This is a genomic window from Cellulomonas fulva, from assembly GCF_018531375.1.
Classification (GTDB): Bacteria; Actinomycetota; Actinomycetes; order Actinomycetales; family Cellulomonadaceae; genus Cellulomonas; species Cellulomonas fulva.
The window spans coordinates 215,007-236,552 of sequence record NZ_JAHBOH010000002.1; the positions used below are offsets into that span (position 1 = coordinate 215,007).

Annotated in this window: 15 protein-coding genes and 1 other RNA gene; 6 read left to right on the forward strand and 10 right to left on the reverse strand. The window is 70.3% G+C overall.

Annotated elements, in window-relative coordinates:
• Positions 1-198: 198 nt before the first annotated feature.
• Together KIN34_RS14625 and KIN34_RS14630 are read left to right on the forward strand one after the other, a co-directional pair.
• Positions 199-1,200, forward strand: coding sequence for a M10 family metallopeptidase domain-containing protein (locus tag KIN34_RS14625; protein WP_214352529.1), 1,002 nt, complete (start codon positions 199-201; stop codon positions 1,198-1,200).
• A gap of 141 nt (positions 1,201-1,341) precedes the next feature.
• Positions 1,342-1,812, forward strand: coding sequence for a trypsin-like peptidase domain-containing protein (locus tag KIN34_RS14630; RefSeq protein ID WP_214352531.1), 471 nt, complete (start codon positions 1,342-1,344; stop codon positions 1,810-1,812).
• A 4-nt stretch (positions 1,813-1,816) separates the two neighbouring features.
• On the opposite strand, the gene KIN34_RS14635 is transcribed toward KIN34_RS14630, so the two are convergent.
• From KIN34_RS14635 to KIN34_RS14645, 3 genes are read right to left on the reverse strand one after another with little or no spacing between them, the layout of a single operon-like run.
• Complete coding sequence (locus KIN34_RS14635; RefSeq protein WP_214352533.1) at positions 1,817-4,828, reverse strand: hypothetical protein; 3,012 nt, start codon at positions 4,826-4,828, stop codon at positions 1,817-1,819.
• Positions 4,825-6,660 (reverse strand): trypsin-like peptidase domain-containing protein, encoded by a 1,836-nt coding sequence (locus KIN34_RS14640; RefSeq protein ID WP_214352535.1) that lies wholly within the window; start codon positions 6,658-6,660, stop codon positions 4,825-4,827. Before KIN34_RS14640 ends, KIN34_RS14635 begins: the two co-directional genes overlap by 4 nt.
• Entirely contained in the window at positions 6,657-6,998 is a 342-nt protein-coding gene (locus tag KIN34_RS14645) for a CU044_2847 family protein (RefSeq protein ID WP_214352538.1), read from the reverse strand. The genes KIN34_RS14640 and KIN34_RS14645 overlap by 4 nt, the downstream gene beginning before the upstream one ends.
• Positions 6,999-7,274: 276 nt before the next feature.
• On the opposite strand from KIN34_RS14645, the gene KIN34_RS14650 reads away from it, so the two are divergent.
• Both KIN34_RS14650 and ssrA read left to right on the forward strand, forming a co-directional pair.
• Positions 7,275-7,820 carry a hypothetical protein gene (locus KIN34_RS14650; protein ID WP_214352540.1) on the forward strand — a complete coding sequence of 182 codons (546 nt, stop codon included), beginning with the start codon at positions 7,275-7,277 and terminating at the stop codon, positions 7,818-7,820.
• A 104-nt stretch (positions 7,821-7,924) separates the two neighbouring features.
• Positions 7,925-8,294: a transfer-messenger RNA gene (ssrA, locus tag KIN34_RS14655) on the forward strand.
• Between the two features lie 113 nt (positions 8,295-8,407).
• On the opposite strand, the gene KIN34_RS14660 is transcribed toward ssrA, so the two are convergent.
• The 5 genes from KIN34_RS14660 to KIN34_RS14680 all read right to left on the reverse strand — a co-directional run bounded on the left by KIN34_RS14660 (position 8,408) and on the right by KIN34_RS14680 (position 12,151).
• The gene (locus tag KIN34_RS14660) at positions 8,408-8,956 is read right to left on the reverse strand and encodes a hypothetical protein (protein WP_214352542.1); all 549 of its coding nucleotides are present in this window, start codon (positions 8,954-8,956) and stop codon (positions 8,408-8,410) included.
• A gap of 3 nt (positions 8,957-8,959) precedes the next feature.
• Positions 8,960-9,355, reverse strand: a complete 396-nt coding sequence (locus KIN34_RS14665) for a hypothetical protein (protein ID WP_214352544.1) — start codon at positions 9,353-9,355, stop codon at positions 8,960-8,962.
• Positions 9,349-10,269 (reverse strand): hypothetical protein, encoded by a 921-nt coding sequence (locus tag KIN34_RS14670; RefSeq protein WP_214352546.1) that lies wholly within the window; start codon positions 10,267-10,269, stop codon positions 9,349-9,351. The genes KIN34_RS14665 and KIN34_RS14670 overlap by 7 nt, the downstream gene beginning before the upstream one ends.
• Positions 10,266-11,255, reverse strand: a complete 990-nt coding sequence (locus KIN34_RS14675) for a hypothetical protein (RefSeq protein ID WP_214352548.1) — start codon at positions 11,253-11,255, stop codon at positions 10,266-10,268. The genes KIN34_RS14670 and KIN34_RS14675 overlap by 4 nt, the downstream gene beginning before the upstream one ends.
• Positions 11,256-11,371: 116 nt before the next feature.
• Positions 11,372-12,151: a hypothetical protein gene (locus tag KIN34_RS14680; protein ID WP_214352550.1), complete on the reverse strand. Its 780-nt coding sequence runs from the start codon at positions 12,149-12,151 to the stop codon at positions 11,372-11,374.
• A 23-nt stretch (positions 12,152-12,174) separates the two neighbouring features.
• Here KIN34_RS14680 and KIN34_RS14685 point away from each other — a divergent pair, with 23 nt between their 5' ends.
• Positions 12,175-12,720, forward strand: a complete 546-nt coding sequence (locus KIN34_RS14685; RefSeq protein WP_214352552.1) for a hypothetical protein — start codon at positions 12,175-12,177, stop codon at positions 12,718-12,720.
• A gap of 716 nt (positions 12,721-13,436) precedes the next feature.
• Here the strand turns inward: KIN34_RS14685 and KIN34_RS14690 are convergent.
• Both KIN34_RS14690 and KIN34_RS14695 read right to left on the reverse strand, forming a co-directional pair.
• Positions 13,437-15,500, reverse strand: a complete 2,064-nt coding sequence (locus KIN34_RS14690; protein ID WP_214352554.1) for a DUF262 domain-containing protein — start codon at positions 15,498-15,500, stop codon at positions 13,437-13,439.
• The gene (locus tag KIN34_RS14695) at positions 15,500-20,347 is read right to left on the reverse strand and encodes a DEAD/DEAH box helicase (protein WP_307858269.1); all 4,848 of its coding nucleotides are present in this window, start codon (positions 20,345-20,347) and stop codon (positions 15,500-15,502) included. The genes KIN34_RS14690 and KIN34_RS14695 overlap by 1 nt, the downstream gene beginning before the upstream one ends.
• 1,012 nt (positions 20,348-21,359) lie before the next feature.
• On the opposite strand from KIN34_RS14695, the gene KIN34_RS14700 reads away from it, so the two are divergent.
• Positions 21,360-21,539, forward strand: a complete 180-nt coding sequence (locus KIN34_RS14700; RefSeq protein ID WP_214352555.1) for a hypothetical protein — start codon at positions 21,360-21,362, stop codon at positions 21,537-21,539.
• Positions 21,540-21,546: the final 7 nt, after the last annotated feature.

Here is a 21,546-nt window from a genome sequence, read left to right on the forward strand (position 1 = left end):
GCTTGAGCGCGCCGGCGGGCCTGCCGATGTCCCGGTGTGTCCCACGACGACCTGCCGCGCTCGCGCACGGGGCGTGTGCCTCAGTGGGTGGTGGACGAGGCGCAGGGGCGCGCGACGTCCCCGCCGGCCTGGCGCGACGCGGCCTACGACACCTCCGCGAACCAGGGCACCCGTAGGTCGCGGCGGCCTCCGGCGAGCGTGGCACCGATCATCCTGCCCGGTGAGCGCCGCTCGGGGACGCGGGCGTACGTCCCGCCCGTCCCACCGCACCGGCGGCACGGTCGTCGGTCGGCGACCGCGAAGGTGCCGCGCAACGTCAGGCGGGCGGCGCGGGGCGACGTGTCCCACCGCCGTCAGGCCATCGGCGCCGCCGTACTCGCCGTGCTGCTCGGCCTCGGGATGGTGCTGCGGTGGTTCCAGTCGCTGCCCGACCAGTCCTGGGACGGCGTCACGAACGCGGTGCTCGACCGCGATGTCGTGCGGTACGACGCGGGGTGGGACGGGTCGGGAACCGTCGTCCTCGACCGCCCGCCGCCCAGCGACGAAGAGGAGTCCGAACCGATCGGGACGCCGGTCGTGCGGGCCGGCGCGGGCTCCGCCCACGCGTTCCAGCAGGTCCAGACCCTTCCGGACGGGACGTCTGCCCCGGTGGCGTGGTCACCGTGCCGGCCCGTCCACTACGCCGTCGCGACCCAGGGCGCCCCTCCGGGCTTCGAGGGACAGGTGGACCTCGCGGTCGCCGAGGTCGCCGCGGCGACCGGTCTCGTGTTCGTCTCCGACGGCATGACCAGCGAGGTCGTCTCGCTCGACCGCGACCTCGTCCAGCGGGACAACTACGGCGACCGCTGGGTCCCGATGCTCGTCGCGTTCACGGACGAGGAGACCGAGTCCCGTCTCGCCGGATCCGTGGGCGGCCTCGGGGGACAGCACTGGGCGGAGCGTGGCGACGGGCTGCTCGTCGCGGTCTCGGGGACCGTCCTGCTGGACAGCGAACTCCTCACGTACGAGGCGGTCGACGGGGCGCCCGCCTACCTCCCGGTGCTGCGGCACGAGCTCGCGCACGCGATCGGCCTCGGCCACGTGGACGACGAGACACAGCTCATGAACCCGTACGGCGTCGAGGGCGTGAGCACGTTCCAGGACGGGGACCTCGACGGGCTCGCTGCCCTCGGCCGCGGCATCTGCGCACCGGACCTCTGACGCGACCCGTCGTGACCGGCGCTTGACCAACGCCACACGATTCCCAGGGAACTCTCATGAGCGGCTCAGCCGTTGTCCTGGTGACGTCAGTTGAGTGTGTCCTGACGGCGCCGCCCGGGCGTCGCAGGAGAGGGGACGACGATGGCGACCAGCGACGACGGCTCCCGCCCCGCCGACCGCCCGCAGCGCGGGCGACGACGCGGGCTCGCGATCGGTGCGGCGCTCGCCGTCGGCGCGACGGTGGTGGGGCCGGCCGCGGCCGCCGCTGCGACCGTCGCCGACGAGGAGAAGCGCACGCTCGTCGCGCCGTCGTGGCCGGGGTTGGCGTCCGACGACCCGACCGCCGGTGTGCTGGAGGTGTCGGCCGCCGGGGTGTCGGGCCCCGTGCGCGGCACGGCGCTCGCGGTCACCGAGGGCGGGATCGTCGTGACGCACCAGCACCTGGTCGAGGGCGCCACGGCGATCGTGGTCACCGACCCGGCGACCGGGCGGCGCTCGTCGGCGTCGGTGCTCGTCACCGACGCCCGGGCCGACGTGGCGGTCCTGCAGCTCGCGTCCGCCGACGGCGTCGAGCCGGCCCGCCTGCGCGCGGACGCCGACGTCGACGTGTGACGCGTCAGGCGTCGACGAGCTCGGGCGGGTCGGAGCCCCACGGCGCGCTCTCCGTGCCGGTGACCGCGCAGGCGGCGTCGTAGCACTCTCGCACCAGGGTGACGTCGGCGGCGGGGACGAAGCCGAGCGTGCGTCGGATCTCCCACTCGAGCGCGAACGCGGGCTCGGTCGCGACGGACCGGTAGTCGCTGAGCGCCGCGACCAGGAACGCGGTGACCGTCTCGGCGGAGTGACCCGTGGCCGCCGCGAGCACCGCGAGGCGGGCCGAGATCCGGCCGTCGAGCTCCGGGTCCGGCGCTCCCTCCTCGGCCATCGTCTCGCTGTCCGCCGCGGCGCGCTCCATCCACGCGAACGCCTCGTCCGGGGAGGCGGCCGCGCTGTACATCGCGAGCCACAGCCGGATCTGCGCGCGCACGGACGTGTCCGGGTGGTCGACCCACTCGGCGAGCGCCTGCCGCGCGCGCTCGTGGTCGCCCACGGCGTCGTACGCCGCCGCGACCGCCATCGCCGCGGTCAGGAACGGGGAGCTGTCGTCGGTGGCGAGCGCGTCGTGCAGCTCGCGCGCCAGGTCCGCGTCGCCCGCCTCGACCGCGGCGGTCAGCCGGGCCCGCACCACCTCGTGCCACGCGTGCGTGGCCTCGGGCTCGAACGCCGTGCGTCGCAGTGCGCCGTACGTCCGCTGGGCGGCCAGGAGGTCGCCGTCGAGCCGCTCGCGACGGGCGCGCACCGCGAGCAGCGCCTCGTGCGCGACCGCGTCGTCGGCGTACCGGTCCAGCAGGCGATCGAGCGTCGGGGACGGCACGGGTGGCGCCGAGCTCGCCCGCTGCGCCACCTCGTCGAGCAGCGCGGCGGCGCGGACGGCGGGGTGCCGCGCGCGCAGCGCCGCCGCGCACGTGCGCCACAGGTCGGTGCTGTGCCGCACGTCGGCCGGACCGTCGGCCTCGCGGTGCAGGCGGGCCGCGTGCTCGTGCGCCGCGTCGGCCTCCCCGAGCGCCGCGTCGGCGACGACGAGCGCGCGCAGGACGCCGGGGGCGCGCGACCCTGCGAGCAGCTCGAGCGCGCGCCGGGTGCCCGCCGTGTCGCCCGTCAGGGCCTGCGCCCACACGAGGCGGATCACGTCGTTGCGGTCCGTCGGCTCGGACGAGGCGAGCTCCGTCAGCGCAGCCTCGGCCTCGTCCGTGCGGCCGAGGCCGACGAGCGCGCTCCACCGCAGCTGGAGGTACCACCCCTGGTCGCCGGTCCCGGGCCGGATGAGGGCGAGCTCGTCGAGCGCGCCCTGCGGGTTCAGGAGCTGGAGGCACGCCCACGCCCGCAGTGCGTGGCCATGACCCGCGAGCGGCCCGGTGACCTCGTCCGCCGCGAGGACGGCCTCGGGCTCGATCGCGGCGTAGTGGGCGAACACCGTCTCGGCGAGCAGCTGCTCGTTGCCGGGGTCGAGCTCGAGGCCGTGCCGGCGCACGTCGGCCGCCTCGTCGGCCAGCTCGGTCGCCAGCAGGGCGCGGTCCGCCATGGCCCACGTCAGCGGGTCGGTCTGGTCGAGCACGAGCGCCTTCTCGATCCGGTGCACGGCGGGCCAGCTGCGCGCGACGACCGACCGGTCGAGCTCGCGCGGCGCCGCGGGGTCCGGCAGGCAGTACGCGAGGTCCAGCGCGATCTGCGAGCCGCTCGCGTACACCCACGACTCGGTGGTGGGCGGCGGTCCGTCCGGGTCCACCTCGCGCGCGGTCCAGTCGGTCCAGATGCGCTCGGCCTCGATCGCGGCGGCGCGGGGGTCCGGCGCGCCGGGCAGTCCGCCCTGCAGCCGGCAGGCCTCGGCGAGGTACCAGCCGACGAGCGGCGGGGCCTGCGCGGACGCGACCACCGGCCGGAGCAGCGCGACCGCCTCGTCGACCCGCTCGGGCACGACCCGGCCGTCCTCGAACGCGCTCCACACGACGCGCTTGGCGACCTCGAGCGTGTCCTCGAAGGACTCCTCGGCCGGCGCGCGCAGCTGGCGCCGGGCCTCGAGCCGCGTGCGGTACACGGCCTCGTCCGGATACGGCTCCGGGCCGCGCACGCCGTGGGCGAGCGCCTCGTCGCACGTGCTCAGCGCGCGCTGCGGCAGGCCCACCCCCAGCCGGGCGGCGGCGAGCTCGCGCAGCATCAGACCGGTCTCCGCCCGCAGGGTGAGGGCCTCGGTGAACGCGAGCCGTCGCACGGGCCAGTGCGGGAACGCCTGGCGGTAGCACTCGACCGCGGTCGTCAGGTCGCCCTCGGCCTCGGCGACGAGCGCGAGCGCGAGCGCGCCGTCGCCGAGCGGCTCGTCGTCGGCGGCGGCCCGCGCGTGGGCGGCCGCCTCGTCGAGCCGGCCGTGCGCCAGCATCATCGCGACCATCTCGCAGCGGACGCGTGCTCCCGGGTACCGCTCGAGGTGCTCGGCGAGGACCTCGAGGCACGCGTCGTGGTCACCCTCGGCGTCGAGCCCGCTCACCTGCAGCACCGCGAGGTCGGTCAGCGTCTCCGCGGCGCGCGGGGAGCGGCGGGCACCCGCGCGCACGATCCGCGACAGCTCGCGCGCCCGGTCGACGAGCCGCCGCGCGTCGCCCTCCCGCAGCGCCTCGCGCAGGTCGCCGAGCGTCGTCAGGTCGCTCGCGGGGTCCACCTCGCGGACGATGTCGAGCAGGACGTCCGTCGTGACGTCGTCGCCGTCGCGGTACGCCGCGACGAACTCGATGACCAGGAGCGCGTCGGCCCGCCGCGGCTCGTCGGTGCGCAGGTCGCGGATGCGCTCGACCATCGTGCGGATGGCCGCGCGCGCGTACCGGGCGTGCACCTCCGCGAGCTCGGCGGCGCCGTCGCACCGCACGACGAGCCGGTCGAGAAGCTGCCGCAGGCGGCCCGCCTCGTCGCGCAGCGTGACCGCGGGCGTCGCGTCCGTGAGGTCGTCGATCAGCTCGTACAACGAGCCGTCGAGCGCGTCCCGGACGGTGGACGCCACGGTCACGAGCGACCGCGCGAGCGGCACGTCGGTGCTCATGGCACCGCCTCGCGGGGCTCGTCGGGTTCGTCGGGGCGGCCGGGTGCGGCGGGTGCGCGCAGCACGATCGGGTGCGCGTCGCGCGTGACGAGCGCGGGGAAGGACCAGTACCGGTCCCAGCGGGCGAGCGCCTCGCGACCGCGCTGCACCGCGGTCTGGAGGCTCGACCCGGTGCGCAGGCGGGAGTAGAAGGCGTCGAAGAACGTCGTCGCGGCCTCGTCGTCCACCGGGAGCGGGAACGCGAGCACCGCGCGGACGCCCACGTCCAGCAGGTCGTGCGCGAACACCGTCATGTCCGGCGGCTGCTCGGACTCGGACGCCCGGACGGCGTGCAGCACGACGAGCGTCGGCGGGTCGACGCCCTGCCCGACGTCGAAGCGGAACACGTCCGCGAGCTCCTCCGCGTCGACCGGGCGGCGGGTCGGCTCCGGGTACGCGTCGAGGTCGATGAGGTCGTCGGACCCGTCGGTGCGGCCGCGCGCGACCACGTGCACCAGCGTGGGCGAGGTCTCGAGGACCTTGCGCAGCGCGAGGCGGGTCGGGTGGCCGTCGTCGGCCGGTTCCAGCGTCGTCGGACCCACGCCGGACGCGAGCTCGGCGACGCGGCGCGCGACGTCGACCAGGTGGCCGCCCTCGTCGAACGAGCGGAAGACGACCGCACGGAACGCGCCGGGTACGGCCGGGCCCGGCGCCCCCAGGTCGACCGCGCGCACCAGCGTCGCGCCCCTCGTCGTGCCGAGCCACACCGGTCGCGCGGTACGGGACCGCGTGGCGGGGGCGAGCTGCAGCGCCTCCCAGGGCAGGTAGCGCAGGTCCTCGTCGACGTCGTCGCGGAAGTGCAGGACGACGTCCAGCACCTGGTCCTCCGCCGCGAGGAGCGTGCGCAGGCGCTGCTGCACGTCGTCGGTCCACAGCGCCTTCGCCAGCGCCCGGCCGACCGCCTGCGACTGCTCCTTCTCCGACGAGCGGTTGGTGGCCTTGAGCATGCGGAACAGCCGAGCGACGTCGGGGCGCAGGATGTTGAGGTCCACGCGGATCTCGTCGCCCCACTCGAGGTCCGACGAGGGCGAGGACAACGACACCGTCCAGCGCTCGTCGCCGTCACCCGGCTCGGCCGCGCGCTGACCGATGTCGACGACGAGCAGGCGCGCCGTGCGCGGACCGCCGTCGTGCCGGCCGAGCGCCGCGCGCTGCTGCTGGGTCATCCGCTCGACCCAGCGGCGGTCCCGCGCGACCGCGTCCGCGTTGTCCCGGCGCAGGCGGTCGAACGAGTCGAGCACCACCTCGATCGGCACGGCCAGGCCGCCGAGGTCGGTGTCCGCGTTGCGGGTCCGCCGGATCACCCCGACGACCGTGCCGGTGCGCAGGTCGAGCAGCGGCGCGCCGCTCAGGCCCGGCTGCACCTGGCCGGCCTTGAGCTTGTGCAGCAGGGGAGGGCCGCCCTCCGGCCCCTCGTAGCGGAACGTGCCCGACGTGCCGTCGGGCTTGCGCGGTGGGTAGCCGTACGCGTACAGCTCGTCGCCGATCCGCGGCGTGTCCCCGAGCGAGACCACGGGCGGCGGCGCGCCCGGCAGGTCGACCGTGAGCAGCGCGAGGTCGTTGGTGACGTCGGTGAGGACGGCCGTGACGGGCGTGCTCGTCGGGTCCGGGCCGCGCGGGCCGACGACGCCGATGATCGTCTGCCCGCCCGGCCGGTCGAGCGCCTGCTTGATGACGTGGTGGCACGTGAGCACGCGGCCCGGCGCCACCAGGCAGCCGGTGCCGCTGACCTGGCCGTCGACGTCGATCCGCACCGTCGCCCGGGCCAGGAGGGTCGCGAGCTCGTCGGTCATCTCTCGGCGGCGTCCTCGGCCGACTTCTTCCACAGCAGCCGGATCTGGAACGTCGCGGTGGCGTCGCCCTCGACGATCAGCGACGTGAGCTTGCCGGCCTTGACCGCGACGTCGACGCCGAACGTCACCTCGGCCTCGTCGGGTGCGGCCCGGCGCAGCGCATCGGTCATCGCGCTCGCGACCTGCGAGACCGAGCGGGCCAGGTCGTCGAAGCGCAGCGCGTCCGTGAGCGCGGAGACGTCCTGCTCGCGGTCGGCGCCCGCGTCGCCCTCCAGGCGCGTGATCGCGATGGCGACCGTGTCGCCCTCGCCCAGCTCCGCGTCGACCACCCGGTCCATGGGACCTCCAACCCGACATTTCGGACTGCACAGCAGGTTAGCCGCGACCGCGCGGGGTGGGGAGGATGAACTGGCCGGTGCGCCGCTCGTCGGGCCGACGACACCACCGTGTGATCGGTTGCCCGAGGCCTCACTCGCGCGCGTGACGGTCCGCGGCGAGCCCCACGCACGACGAGGGTGATCCTGGCGCCAGGAGCCGTCGCGCGCCCTCGTCGGTCCGTAGTTTTCCTCCTGCCGGAGGGGGCTCTCGACGAGACCGGCGGACTGGGGTGGACCATGCGTGAGGCGCAGCGTGAGCGGTCGAGGCCGCGCGCACGCTTCCTGCTCGGCCTGGCGGTCGCGGTGTGGCTGCTGGTCGCGGCCCTTGCGCTGCCCGGCGTCGCGGAGCCGACGCCCGCCCGCAGCGCCAGCCCGTACGACGTGCCGACCGGCTTCGCGGGGCCGTCGGGGGAGCTCGACGCGGGCGCGCTGATCGGCATCGTCGCCGTCGTCGCGGTGCTCGCGCTCGGCGTCACGATGATCGTGCGCAACGCGTCCGCCGGCCGCGTGGTACGTGTGCCCCAGGTGGTGCGCGACCTGGAGGGGCGCGACTACCTGACGCTCGAGCCCGTCGAGGGCCCCCACGGCCGGCGGGACTGGCTCGTGCGGCGGCGGCGCCTGCCGGACACCCGCCTCAACGCCGACGAGCGCGCCTGGTACTTCGCGATCTTCGGCACCGGCCTGGTCACCTCGACCCTCTGGTCCCAGGTGCGCCCGCCCTCGTCCGCGACCCGCCGCTGGGCGGACTCGGCCGTGCCCGAGCGCTCGTCCCCCGAGCGGTGACGGAATCAGCGCGACCCGGTCCGTGTTGGGACGGTAGTCTGGTCACTGCTCGGCTCCGCCCCAGCGTCGCTGACGGTGGACCGGGCGCGTTGATAACTCAACACGGGGGTGATCGGTTTCGACGGTGGTCGTCGAGCCAGGAGAAGCGGGTCGAGGATGCACGGTTATCTCGATAACGCTCCGTGCAAACCCATAGGTGCCGATTCCAAGCGCACCGACTTCGCCCTCGCCGCCTGAGCGAGCTTCGAAGTCCGTCAGCCTAAGCATGCTTCCGGCTTAGTTCCTGGCGTCATCCAGGGAGCCACTGCTGGTCCTCATCGTCAGTGTGAGGATCGGGACTTCTAGCTGACTGAGCCCGTCCACGTTCCTGTCTGTGGGAGTCGTGGGGGCCGAGAAAATCCATCACAGACTGCACCCGGAGAAGTCCTGGTTCCCCGTCATCGGACGCGGGTTCGATTCCCGCCACCTCCACCTGGGAGGTGTTTGCAGATTGCGCGCGATGTCTTTGCACATTGTGTTTCGCGGCTGCATGCACCGAAACGACGAACGGCCCTGCACCCTCGATGGGTGCAGGGCCGTTCGCGTGCTCACGCTGCTCGCCTGTGGACGTCGGCCAGGTTCGTCTCGTCGATCGCGTCCGCCTGTTCCTGGGTGAGGTGTGCGAACCCGTTGTAGACCGGCTCCGGCTGCAGGAGCGGATGGTCTGCCGGACCCAGGCCCGTGCGCTCATGCCAGGCGCGCAACTCGTGCTCGTTGAAGACCGATGCCTTGATCGCGAGCACGAGCGTCATCCACGCGATTCCACCGATTCGAGCCTGACCCCGCTGCACACGTTCGCGCCCTGGGTTCTTGATGATGCCGAAGACGCCCTCGACCCGCGCTCGACCCTTGTACAACCGACGCCACGCGGTCGACAGGAAGTACTCCGCCTGTGCCAGCTTGCGCTGGTGGCTCGGCTCGTCCAGAGAAGGCGTGAAATCGATCGTCTTCTGGGTGCAGCAGCCGCGGAGTGCGAAGTCGGCCGGCGGCCGAAGGAGAGGAAGGCCCAGCTCGATGGCTGATGCGGTGCTCGCCTGCCCACGCGCGGGGCAGCCGACCCGCCCCATCACCGCTGGGCACTGCCACTTGCTGGTCAAGCTCTACCCGAGGCCACTCTCCTTGCGGGTGAACGCGAACCTCTGCTGGAACTCGTCGACCTCGTCGGTGACCTTCTCCCACTCCTCCTTGCTGGCGGTCGGCCCGGGCATCGAGGGGAAGGTCTCGATCGTGGCGCTCGGGCAGTGGAGCCAACCGTGGAACAGGGTCGCGCCCTTCACGTCCATGGTCCCGTGGTGGCTCTTGCCGAGCGGAAGTCCCTGCCTGATGCCGCGCTGCGCGAGCGGATATGCCCAGCGGGCCGGCTTGAAGTTGGTGTACAGCGTGTCGCCCATCAATGTCCGCACCCGGTGCCGCTCCATGACCCTGTCGACCAGTCCGAGCGAGGCGGGTGCGGCGTCGCCGGACGCGGGCGTCAGCACGAGGCCGTCGATCAGCACCGGCTCCGCGTCGGGCGAGTCCGGAACGCGGACGATGGTGTGCTGGTGAACCCGTAGCCGACCTCGCGGCCGCCGTCCTTGGCAGTCTTGTAGCCCCACTCGCCGTCGTCTCCACGATCGCGCCGGTCCATCGCGGGCCCAGGCGATCCCTCGGGCACGGCGTCGTCGACCGCGTACTCGATCTCGACGTCGGTCGGCGTGCCGCCCTCGTCGACGTCGGGCGCAATGTCCTCCACGACGATGTCGAGGTCGAAGTCGACCTTGCCCTTCTTGGCGAGCTCCTCGAGCTGCTTGCGTCTCTTGGTCTTGCCGATGCGCCACGACCAGATGCCAGTCGCGTCGATCGCGAACGTGGTGCCGAGTCGTCCGATGGTCGTCACGCGCAGCACCCCGTCGACGATGCGTGCCATGACACGTGCGCGGTCGTCGCGCTCGGCGACGCTGAGCTTTGCCGCGGACCACTTGCCGTGGTCGAGGTGGTCGCGGATCTTCTGCGACGCTCGATGCAGATCCTGCTGGCTGACCGTCTCGTAGCCGGCCTCGGCGTCGCGAGCCTTCGACATGGACTTGCGGGAGCGGAGGTCGAGCACGTTCACCGTCTTCGTGCTCCCTTGCGTGCGCTCGGTGAGCGACTTGCTGGTCAGCGGGCGCAGAACCCCGAGGTCCCACTGGTCCTGGCGTGAGAGGCCGGTGGTCAGCATGGTGTGGATCCCGGCGATGCTCGTCTCGCGTCCGGTCAGCACGCACAGGCGCATGCCGACGATCAGCAGGAAGACGTTGAGGCGCAGGTTGCCCTTGCGGCCAGGTCCGCGCTTCGGCGCCGGGAGCAGGAGCGCGAGGATCCCCGACGCGCGGATGACGTGGAGCGTGCGGGCGAGCATGCCTGGCGTGACGACAGCCGACTGGATGCTCATCGGACATCGCCCCGCACGCTGGTCGACGGGTCGAGGTTCTTCGCGGTGAGCCACGGGCCGAGGTGGGGCGTGAGGTCGATGAGGGTGCGGGCGGTGATGATGCCGGCGGCCTGCAGGATGAGGGCCACGGGCACGGAGTCGGTCATGAGATCGGCGAGCCAGCTTGCCCGCAGTCGGGACGTGGTGAGGTGCGGAAGCCGGTACCCGGCCATGCGGCCGAGGGCCGGGGCGGCGACGTTCTTCCGCCCCTCCTTCATCCCGAGCACCAGGCGGTCGGGGTCAGCGTCGCGCAACGCGCTGCGCAGCAGTGGCTCGAACCGCGCCCGGACGACGACGACGCGCGGGCGCGGCTCGCCGAAGTGGACGACCAACCCGTCCGGGCCAAGGTCGGTGATGTCGCGGACCCGGAGGCCGTGCAGGTCGACCGAGTCCGCGCCAGCGCCCGCGCAGAGCGAGACCACGAAGGCGCAGTCACGCGTGCGGGCGTCGGTGGGCTGGTTCTGCGCCGCGAGCAGGATCCGGTCGAGCTCGCCCGGCGTGTAGCACGGCTGGACCGCCGAGTAGCCGATCGGCTTGAGCTTGCTGGGCACGCTCGGACCCGGGTTGACGTTCGCGGCCAGCGCGAGCAGCCGCGATCGGCGCAGCGCGCGGTTGTCGACGCTGTCGTCGGGCATGCCGGTTGCGATCAGCGACTCGATCGACGCAGTGGTGAGCAGGTCGGCGACGGTGAGCGGCCAGCCGAGCCCGGCGCCGTGCTTGGCCAGCGCGGTGAGGTGCACCAGGTGCTTGCGGACGCTCTCCTTGCCGCGGATCTCGCTCCGAGCGATGCACTCGAGCAAGAACGGGCGGATCTGCTCCATCAGATGGGGGTCCACCGCTCGGTTGTTGTAGTTGGCGATGAGCTCGGCGATCTCAGCGGGGAGCGGCTCCGGGGGCATCGCCGCCTTGACGCGGTGCTCCGCCATCTTGCGCTGCATCGCAGCCATCGACGGCCGCTTCTTCTTTCGGTTCGACATCTCATTCCTTTGTCGGACGGTGCACCCGGACCATCCGGGTGACGCCGAGGAACGTGCCGACGAGTTGCGCAAGCGCAATCAACCCTTCACCGCGTCCGCGCCCACCCCCGGAGCAGCGCAGCGGCCGCGTCGTCGGGGGTGGACGGCAGCGTGCGGCCGAGGCCGAGACCAAGCTCGACCGCCTCACGGCTGAGCGAGTATCGGTCGATCAGGACGGCCACCGGCTCCGGGCGCGTCAAGATCTCAAGAACGACAGCACGACTGATGTCGCGCACTCCCCAGGGAGCACTCCCGTTCGTCTCGGCGTGGCGCCGGGCGGCCGCCCGGTAGGCGATGTCGGGCCACGAGACGTATGGACGACCGGCGAGTCGCGCCGCTCGCGCCTCGTCGACGACCGTGAGCCACGCGTGCCCATCGCTACTCGGGCTCTGGCGCGCCGCGCCTTCAAGTCGGTGGAACTCCTCCAAATGCTCGGCTCCTGGCATCGAGTCGATACGGCTGCCAGCCCGCGTGCGTGGCCGCTGCAGTGGCTGATGGCGGTGAGCCTTGCCGAGCCGGCCGTGCGCCGCGCGGTGGTTTCGGCGCGTTCCGTCCGCGTAGTCGTTCTCGCCCATCCAGTGGTCGAAGTCGGTGGCCGTCTCGTTGCTCAGAAGCTCGTCGAGGGTGACGGTCTCCGAGTTGGGGAACACCGCGGACGTGACCAGGGCCAGCAATGAGACATCCTTCTCGACTCTCGTGGCGTCCGGCTCGCCGGCTCGCTCGGCGAGGTCGAACGCGGACGCCGCAACGCCGCTCCATGCGGGCGCGGCATTGCGGGGCCGGTAGGTCGCGCGAAGATCACGCATCTGGGCTGCGAAGTCACTCATACCCGCCAACGTCCGGTGGCGCAGTGATCGCGCAACCGTCCCCGGCACGCGGAGCCGGGCACCGGGCAGACCGACACGCGTTCAGAGACCTGCCGGACGCGAGCTCCATCGACACGGCCTTCGAGTCCCGCTCAGCGCTGCGTCGTCGCCGCGCGGCCAATGTCAGCCACACGTCGCCGGACACGTTCGGCCGCATGACACCTTCCGCCAGGGCACCGTTCCCCAACTGGGCGCTCAACATCGAGGCAGGTCGGTTCGACCCGCGGGTCTTGCACCACGAGTTCTGGATCGACGCGCGAGCTTGCGTCCGCTACGTCGACGAGCTGACCACTGAGCAGCTGCACGGGATTGTCGGGTTCCTGGCCAGTCGCAGCCTCGAGCTGTACGGCGCTGAGCTCGTCAACGCCCTGATCCGGCTGTACATCGCCCGAGACACCGGCACGATGTCCGACGAGGAGTTGGCGCACCACCTTGGCCAACGCACGATTGCCGACCTCGACCACCGTGAGTGGATGGAGACGACCGCGCTCATGCGCTCCATCCGACGGACGCTTCGGTCGCGCGATTGACGGATGCGCTCCTGTTCCGGGGACGGCGTGAGGCGCCGGTGATCGGTTGACCTTCGAGCTGAGTCGCAGCGGCGTTGCTATCCACCTCGAAGGCGTGGCCGCGCGTCTGCTGCACGAGTAGGCGACAGCGATTCTCAGGCGGCGATTGCGACCTGAGGGGTGTTGCTGGTCTCGTGGTCGATGCGTCGGCGGGTGTTGCTGCTACGGGCGCTGACCGAGCCCCGGGAGTCCGCCGCTGACTGTACGCACCGAGGTCGCGTCGGAACCGGCCGTCCTTCCCCGCGCCCAGCGCCGCTCTAACCGCGCCCTACGTGTCTTAGCCGCTGCCGCGAGTTCGGTCTTGACCGCCTTGCTCTGTTGTTCGGTCACGCCGCCCGCGAGGACGGTCCGCGGCAAGTTCGCGATGGCGCGCAGTTCCAGAGCCGTCACGCGGACTCCGGTTCGGCGGTGGAACTCGGCAGCTCCGCCCCGCTCCTGCCCCAGAGCAACCCGAATGCCGTAGGCGATGTCGGTCCCGCGAGCAGCCGAGCCCCGTTGCCTCGCGCCAGCCGTGGCCCGCGCTTCCAGCTCGATCGCTCGAGCTTGCGGGACCTTCGCCTTCGCCACGCCGCGATGCTGTCAGAAGCCGACCGCTCTTGCCAGCATTCGCCCCGCCGCGCGGTGAGTGGCCTGCACCCAAGCGAAGCGCTTATGGGCTGGCATCGCCCGGGACGACTTCACTCTTTGCGTGCTCCACGTACCCCGTTATCGAAGTCAGGTACGACGCCTTCGATCGTGGTCGGGCGACCGTCGCGCGGGAAGAGACGCGCCGAGATCGCGCCGGCGGAAGGTGGACCGTCGGGGTAGGCCCGCGACCGATGGCGTCGGATCTGGGAGATCGTGAGGAACGCGCCGGCCTCCAGCCCTGCGAAGGCCTCAGCGATGTGTGCGGCAATGTCGCCACGACCTCCGGTCCCGGGGCCGGGTGTCGCGACTTCTGCGGGCGCCTCCACCTCGGGTGACCACGTTGTCTCGACGAGGCCAGAGGCGGGCCGGGGCCAGAGCTCGACGGCGATCTCCGTGAGCCGCTTGCTGCGTTCCTCGATGCGCCAGGTCCCCCAGTCGGTCGGAAGCGTGCGGTTCAGAGTGAACGCCGAATGCTCGAGAATCGCAGCGCGTTTCGTCGGCCACGAGCCGTTCGACAGAGCGCTGTTGAGCGGACCGGTGACGAGAGCGAGGTTGCCGATCGTGTGCAGCAGTGCCTCTCGCGCCTCCGCCTCGCGCTCAGCTGCGCGCTCCTCGTCGGGGAGCGGCCAGTTGTCGCGCCAGGACTGGGGGAGCAGGTGCTCGATGGAAAGCTTGTGCTTGTGTTCGACGAGCTCAGCTCGCGGGCCGGTAGCAGCAGCGTCGAGTGCCAGGAGAACCTGCTGGAGCTGTGCGCGCCGCATCATGCGGTACAGCGGGAACGTGGTGAAGGCCTTCGAGAGGTCCGCGTCGGTGGGCCACACTCCGGAGTCGCCGCGTAAGGAGGTGAGGTAGGTCTCGATGGTCTCAGCCGCGGTCGTCTCTTCCTGACCGAGGGAGCGAAGGAGTTCGAGGAACGTCCGGTTCAGGTTCTTGGCCGTCATTCGACAGACTGTCCGCCGTACCAGGTACGACTCCAACAGCTTCAGCGCGCGTAGCCGCTCGGCGTCGGCGGTGTGTGCGTACAGCCAGAGCTGTAGAGGCACGACCGTCTGGGTATCCGCGAGCGCGATCCGCGCGAGCACGGCTTGTTCCCGCTCTGGCAGCGCGGTCCGTTCGTCGAGCGCACGGTAGATGCGCGCGTAGCGCGCGATCTCCCCCAGAAGACGATCTGCTCGGGCGGCGTCTCCGCGGACATACCGGCGGCTCGTGTCGAAGAGACTGTGTGACTGAACCTCGGCGTTGAGCAGCAGCACGAGGAAGTGCCCCATGAAGACGTCCAGGCGCTCACGCACCAGTCGGCCGATCCGGACGCTCTGCTCCCAGTAGGGATCCTCGAGCTCGCGCCAGTGCTCTGCGTAGAGCTTTTCGACGGGACGCCCAGCGTCCTGGAGGGTGCGGAACAGCAGGTTCTTGATCAGGTCGGACGCCCGGAGCGGGGTGCCGCGCGCGTTGAGAGTCTCGAAGATGACCTGCGAGTCGTCGTCCTCGGAGAGGTCGATGACGACGACCTCGAGCAGGTCACCGAGCACGTCTGCGAGGCGCGTCAGGCGCTCGTCGGAGTCGTCGTCGCCGAGCCCGTTGAGCCACGCGTCGATCGCGTCGCGGAACCACAAGTACGCGCGGCCGATCTGCCCCGAGACGTCGGCAGGTTCGGCCTCGAGAAGCCGGCCGTCGAGAACAGCCCGGTACTCGGCACGATCGCGGTTCGTGGGCCAGAGCTTGTAGAGCTCGACGTCGTCCTCGACTGCGTCTTTGTCGTTCTCCAGCAGACGGCGCAGGCGTCGGGACGTGCGTGATTCGATCCCACGACGCGTGAATGCGTCTGCCACCGCTGCGATGAGCAGTTGGAGCGTCGTCATCCGCTGTTGGCCGTCGATGACCTCGCGTTGCTCAATGGCGCCGAGCGCGCCCGGGCGTAGCTGAAGCACGACAGCGCCGAGGAAGTGCGCCGTGTCGTCGTTGTGACGCGAGCGTTCGTAGGTCGCGAGCACGTCGTCCCACAGCGGCGACCACTGGGTCTCGGCCTCCCAGACGTACGCACGCTGGAACAGCGGCACGACGAGCCGGACGTCGCGCGAGAACACGGCTCGCAGCCGTCGCGGATGCGCCTCCATCAGCTGGCCCTTGTGAAGTCGATCGACGGCAAGGACTTCACGATCCTGACGGTCTCGACGCTGACGGTGACGACACGGCAAAGGAGGTCGAGTATGTATCGCGGGTTGCCTACTTCCCCGGACCAGTCGTTCGGGTCGTTGACGATGCCCGACGCCTTGTCGGTCTTGACCTGGTAGCGCTCCATGACCCACTCGATCCCGCTGCGGGAGCCGAGCATGTACTCATGGGCCTCGTCGGGGATTCCGGAGACCGTGATCCGCGAGTTATAGACAATCGTCGAACGGTCCCTGGACTTGGCCGTGCCGCCCCAGCGCATCTTCTCGACGCGGTACAGCGCGTGCTCCGCGCCGTAGACCGACGGCGGCATCGCGGGCTCGCCGACGATCGTCAGCGGGTACGGCTCGACCCGCTCGTAGCCGACGTGCAGGTCGGCCAGTGACCGGCCGGCGGCGACGAACGCGTCGAAGTCGGCTCGACCGGCGACCTTGGGAATGCGAGGCAGAGACTTCTTCAGGTCGGCGGCGAACGTCGCGCGGTAGTCGGGTGAGTGCAGCAGCCCGTAGACGTAGAAGAAGATGTCGTCCTTGGTCACATCGTCCTCGTACGAAACCCGGTACTCGGTCAACGCCGAGTCGGTCACGTTGTCGAGGCGCCTATACCCGCTCACAACGTCCGCAGTGGCCTCGTTAAGGTCGAGGGCGCCCTGACCGGAGTCGCCGCCGCCCACGGCTTCGTAGGTCCAGCGGGGAAAGAACTGGCCCGTATCGAGCAAATGCAAGTCGGGCAGCGCGTCGGTGATAAACGGCGTGAACTCAAAGTGGGAGCTGACCCCGGTTAGTTCGATGCCGAGGTTCCGATGCTGGGGTGTGGGAAGGATGTCGTACAGGCCGTAGACCATGTCGTTGAGCGTCCGGTCGAAGGCGACGTGCTGCTTGTTGAATGGCCGATACGCCGCCACGAACGTGCGATCCGTCGGCACCGTGCGCTTGACACCACGCAGGACCGCGGACTTGTCCGCGCGGTTCCAGCTCGTGCGCGTCGGGTCGAACGTGAGCACATCGTCGGCGTTCAGGTCGCGGGCCGAGCGTCCGGCCGCTTTGGCGATCGACGCGACGCGGTCCACCTCGCCGTTGTGAAACGCGACAAGCCCGCCCACCGACGCTTGGAGCGTGCTCGACGACGAGTTGTAGACCCAGGCGTCGCGATTCGTCTTGAGCCCGCCGGAGTGGACGCGGAAGATCGCGCCGGTCTCACTCTTGGAACCGATCGGGGTGAACGTGTCGAAGACGTCGCCTCGCTGGTTGATCCAGTCGCCCGCCGCATTGGGCTCGATGGGCTGCCAGTCGATGAGGGCAAGGTCGTCGTGAGCGACGATGTCGAGCTTGTCCTCACGGGTGAGGTAGTCGCCGATGTCGCGGTAGTGGATCGTCGCGAGTCCGGTGTGGCCGGGCTTCTTGACCAGGAAGGTGATGGCGACCGTGTTGCGGGAACCTGCACCGAAGATTTTGCCGCCCTCTCGGCGGGACAGTTCACCGGCGGTGCGCTGGTTGCCGCGCAGGTTGTAGACGTAGATGGTGGCGAACTCGTCGGCGAGGGTCTTGCGCAGCCCGTCGGCGGTGTTCGCGTCGAGGAAGCCGCCGTTGGTGACGAAGCCGATGATCCCGGCGTCCTTGACGCGGTCGGAGGCCCACCGGATTGCCCGGATGTAGGAGTCGTAGAGGGAGTTCTTGTTCGTTGCGCTCGAGCGCGCGGCGTACGTGGTCTCGATGTGCTTGTCGAGTGTCGGGTACTTGAGGTTCGCGTTGTTGTCGTTGGCGGAGGTCTGCCCTACCGAGTAGGGCGGATTGCCGACGATGACCCGTATGTCGAGGGCGAGCTGCTCGGATGCGCGGGCGTTGTTGACCGGGAACACGGCGGTGTCCAGGACGTCGCCGTGCTCGGTCATCTGGAAGGTGTCCGCGAGCACGATGCCGCCGAAAGGCTCGTACCCGGCGTCGGGGTCGGCCTCGGCCCGCACGGCGTGGTAGGTCGCCTCGATGTTGATGGCGGCGATGTAGTACGCGAGGAGCAGGATCTCGTTGGCGTGCAGCTCGGAGGCGTACTTGCGGGCCAGGTCGTGCGGGTTGATGAGGCCCGATTCGAGGAGCCGGACCATGAAGGTGCCGGTGCCCGTGAAGGGGTCGAGCACGTGCACGCCCTCGTCAGACAGGGACGCGCCGAACTCCGTTCCGAGGAGATGCTCGACAGAGCTCAGGATGAAGTCGACGACCTCGACCGGGGTGTAGACGATGCCGAGGGACTCGGCGGTGCGTGGGAAGGCGATCCTGAAGAACTTTTCGTACAGCTCGGAGATGATCCTCTGCTTGCCCGCCGCGTTGTCGATGCCCTCGGCGCGCAGGCGCACCGACTCGTAGAACTTGTCGAGGGTCTCGCTCTCGGCGCCGAGGTTCTGCTCGTCCAGCAGGTCCAGCATCCGTTGCATCACCTGGGACACGGGGTTGTGCTCGGCGAACGAGTACCCCTCGAAAAGGGCGTCGAACACGGGCCGGGTGATCAGGTGCTGCGCGAGCATGTCGACGGCTTGCGCGGCGGTGATGGAGTCGTTGAGGTTGCCGCGCAGGCCGGCGAGGAAGGTGTCGAACTCGCCCGCCGCTGGTGAGCCAGGCGTCTCCAGCAGGGCCGTGATGCGGGTCGTGTGACGTTCGGCGATGACCGCAATGTCCTGCGCCCAGGTCTCCCAGTACCGCCGGTCGCCGACCTTCGTGACGATCTTGGCGTAGATCGCCTCGGCCCATTCCTGCAACCACTCGAAGTTGAAGGTTCCCTGCGTACCGGCGCTGGGTGCGGACGATCCGTCGCGGTCGGTGTCCGCGCCGCCTCCGACGCCGATGATCTGAATCTTGTCGTTGCGCGTCTTGTTGAGCTCGATCTTGTTGACCATGGCGTTGAAGCGCTCGTCGTGCGCGCGCAGCGCCTGCAGGACCTCCCACACCACGGCGTACTTGGTGTTGTCCTTCAGGGCGTCCTCGGGCTTCATCCCGGCGGGGATGCCGATGGGCAGGATGATGTAGCCGTACTGCTTGCCGGGCGCCTTGCGCATGACGCGGCCGACCGACTGCACCACGTCGACGACCGACTTGCGTGGGTTGAGGAACATCACCGCGTCCAGGGCTGGCACGTCCACGCCCTCGGACAGGCACCGAGCGTTCGTCAGAACTCGGCACGCCCCATCCGGAACCTCGGCCTTGAGCCAGTCGAGGCGCTTGTTGCGCTCGAGGACATTGAACGTGCCGTCGACGTGGTCGACCTCGCACTGCAACGGGTCGTCCCCAGTGGTCGCGCCAGCGAGGCGACGGGCCTCCACGTAGTCGGCAGTGACCTGGGAGAACATCGCGGCGAACTGCTTCGACTTGGCGATGGACCCGGCGAATGCCACTGCTCGCGTCATGGGTGCGGTGTCCTCGCCGAACCCCGACTCGGCGTGGCCGCGCTTGGCAAGGCCGTTCCAGCAGCCGACGATCTTGGCCGCGTCGTCGAGGCGCAGTTCAGAGTTCTCGTCGGCCAGTTGGTCCTGGAACGTCCGCGAGACGTCCTTCTCGTCGACCGCCAGTACGAGGACCTTGTAGTCGGTGAGCAAGCCCTTGGTGACGGCCTCCCCGAACCCGAGGCGGTGCAGTTCCGCGCCGTACAGGCTCTCGTCGTCCATCGAGGCGAGTACGGCCTGCGCCTGACCCGCCTTGGCCTTGGACGAGTCGTCGTAGATCCGCGGGGTCGCGGTCATGTACAGGCGCTTCGTGGCGCGGATAAACGTGTTGTCGTGCACCTTCACGAATGCGGACTCGTCGGTGCCGGCGAGGGTTGTGCCGGTGGTGCGGTGTGCCTCGTCGCAGATCACCAGGTCGAAGTCAGCCAGACCGTTGGTCTGCGCCTCGGCGACGACCGCGATGGACTGATACGTCGAGAACACGACGGTGAGCTGGTCGGGCGCGGGCTTGGCGAGCTGGGCGTGCAGGCGGGACGGGTTGGTTGTGGCGGGGATCGCGAGGTCCACGACCGAGATGTCCTCGGTGGCGTCTGCCGCCCTCCTTCCGACCTTCACGTCCGAGCACACCGCAAAGGGACGCAGCGTGGTGTCGGCCTCGATCGACCACTCGCGCAAGGTCTGGGACAGCAGCGAGATCGACGGCACCAGGAACAGGACCGTCCCGCCGGGCTTGACCAAGTCCTCGGCGATCCGAAGCGAGGTGAACGTCTTGCCAGTGCCGCAGGCCATGATCAGCTTGCCGCGGTCGGCAGTTGCCAGGCCCGCGCGGACCTTCTCCAGCGCTGTGGTCTGGTGCTTGCGCAACTGCTTCTTGTCCTTGAGCTCCATGACCTCGGGCGTCGTGAGGTCGAACTGCGACCAGTCGATCGACGACTCGGCCAGGTCCATGAATCGAAGCCGCTGCACCGGGATCTGCTGGTTCTCGATCGCCGCCTCGGCGTTCACGTTCCACCGGTCCGTGGTCGACACGACCAGCCGCTGCGCGAACGGGGCCTTTCCTGACTCGGACAGGAACGAGTCGATGTCCGGCTTGGTCAGGTAGTGCGCAGGGTCGTAGAACTTGCACTGGATCGCGACGGTCTCGTTCGTTGCCCGGTCCACCGCGACGAGATCGATGCCGTTGTCGCGACGCCCGTGTCGCTCCGGCCACTCGCTCCACATCCACACGTCCGCGAACCGGTCGGCCCACTGCACGTCGGTCTTGAAGAACGCCAGCATCAGCCGCTCGAACTTGTCGCCCTTCTCTCGCTCGCTCGTGGCGGAGTAGTAGAGCTGATCGAGGACGTCTTCGAGCCGGGTCACCCTCGCATCTTGGCGCATCCTTCCCCCGCATCGGGCGAGTAGCACGGCGCATGCCGGAACTGCCCGGAATGGCGCCGGCGAGTGATGGAGCTCGACAGCTACCCGGGCGACAGCTCCGGCCGGACCGTCGCACGGTTGCGGGACGCGCACGGCTGGTCGAGATTCGACCGCGCGGTGCGGGCGGTCCCGGAAAGCCGGGAGTCCGCGGAACATGCGCGCCCATCCTCGAGAAGACGGTGGGAGGGCGCTTGGCGAGGCGCAGTGTCCTGCCACCAGGCGGTCGGGTCTCCTGGATCTCTCGGTAGGCGTCCCCATAGAACCGGCCCGCCACGTGCTTTCGCACGCGCGACAAGTCGGTACACGAGACCGACGGAGCGACCGCGCGAGCGCGAGCATGTGAGTTGCCCGCGACGTCATCGGAGGGTCACGGCAATCGCGGGGCGCGGCGATGCGCCGGTCTCATCGGATTCCGTGTTCGAGCCCCGCGTGGTTGAAGTCCGGCTCGCTGACCCGACGCCGTCGACCGTGGCGCACGTCACATCAGGTTCAGGTCGTGGGCGATTGCCGTCGTTCGGTCCGGCCGGACTGACCAACGCATGACGCACACCACGAACACCATGTCGCAGGCCACCATCGAGGAGCTGGACGCTGTCATCGCCCGCCTGGAGGCCACTCGCGACGAGGCCGCTGCCGACGACTACTTCGGGATGGACTACGAGCTCCCTGAGTTCATGCGGCACATGCGGCTGCTCACGCCCCAGTCCGCCAGCCCGCGCGTCCTGACCTTCCTGGCGGGTGAGCACGCTATGGACGCCGTTCCCCGTGGGGAGGATCGCGGCAACGTCCGCAACGCAGCGGGCGAGCACCGGGCGATGAAGGTGACGGTCCTGACCTCGACCAACTCGGTCGCCAACTTCGTGCAGATCCGGCCGTACCAGGACCTGGCCGGTACGACCTGTTCGTCATCGATCAGGACTACCGGGTCTGGCACTTCCAGCTCACCGCTGAGGAGATGGAGCGCGAGCTCGGTCCTTCGCCAGCGTTGGCCCACGGCACCGAGGCGACGCGGAAGGCGAACCCCAGGAACGAGTTCGCGATCCGGTTCACGTGGGACCCGACCTGCGGGCAGGCGGCGGACTGGATCGAGAAGTACGCGGTGCAAGACTGCTGCCGCTACCTCAACCAGCGCTGAATCGAAC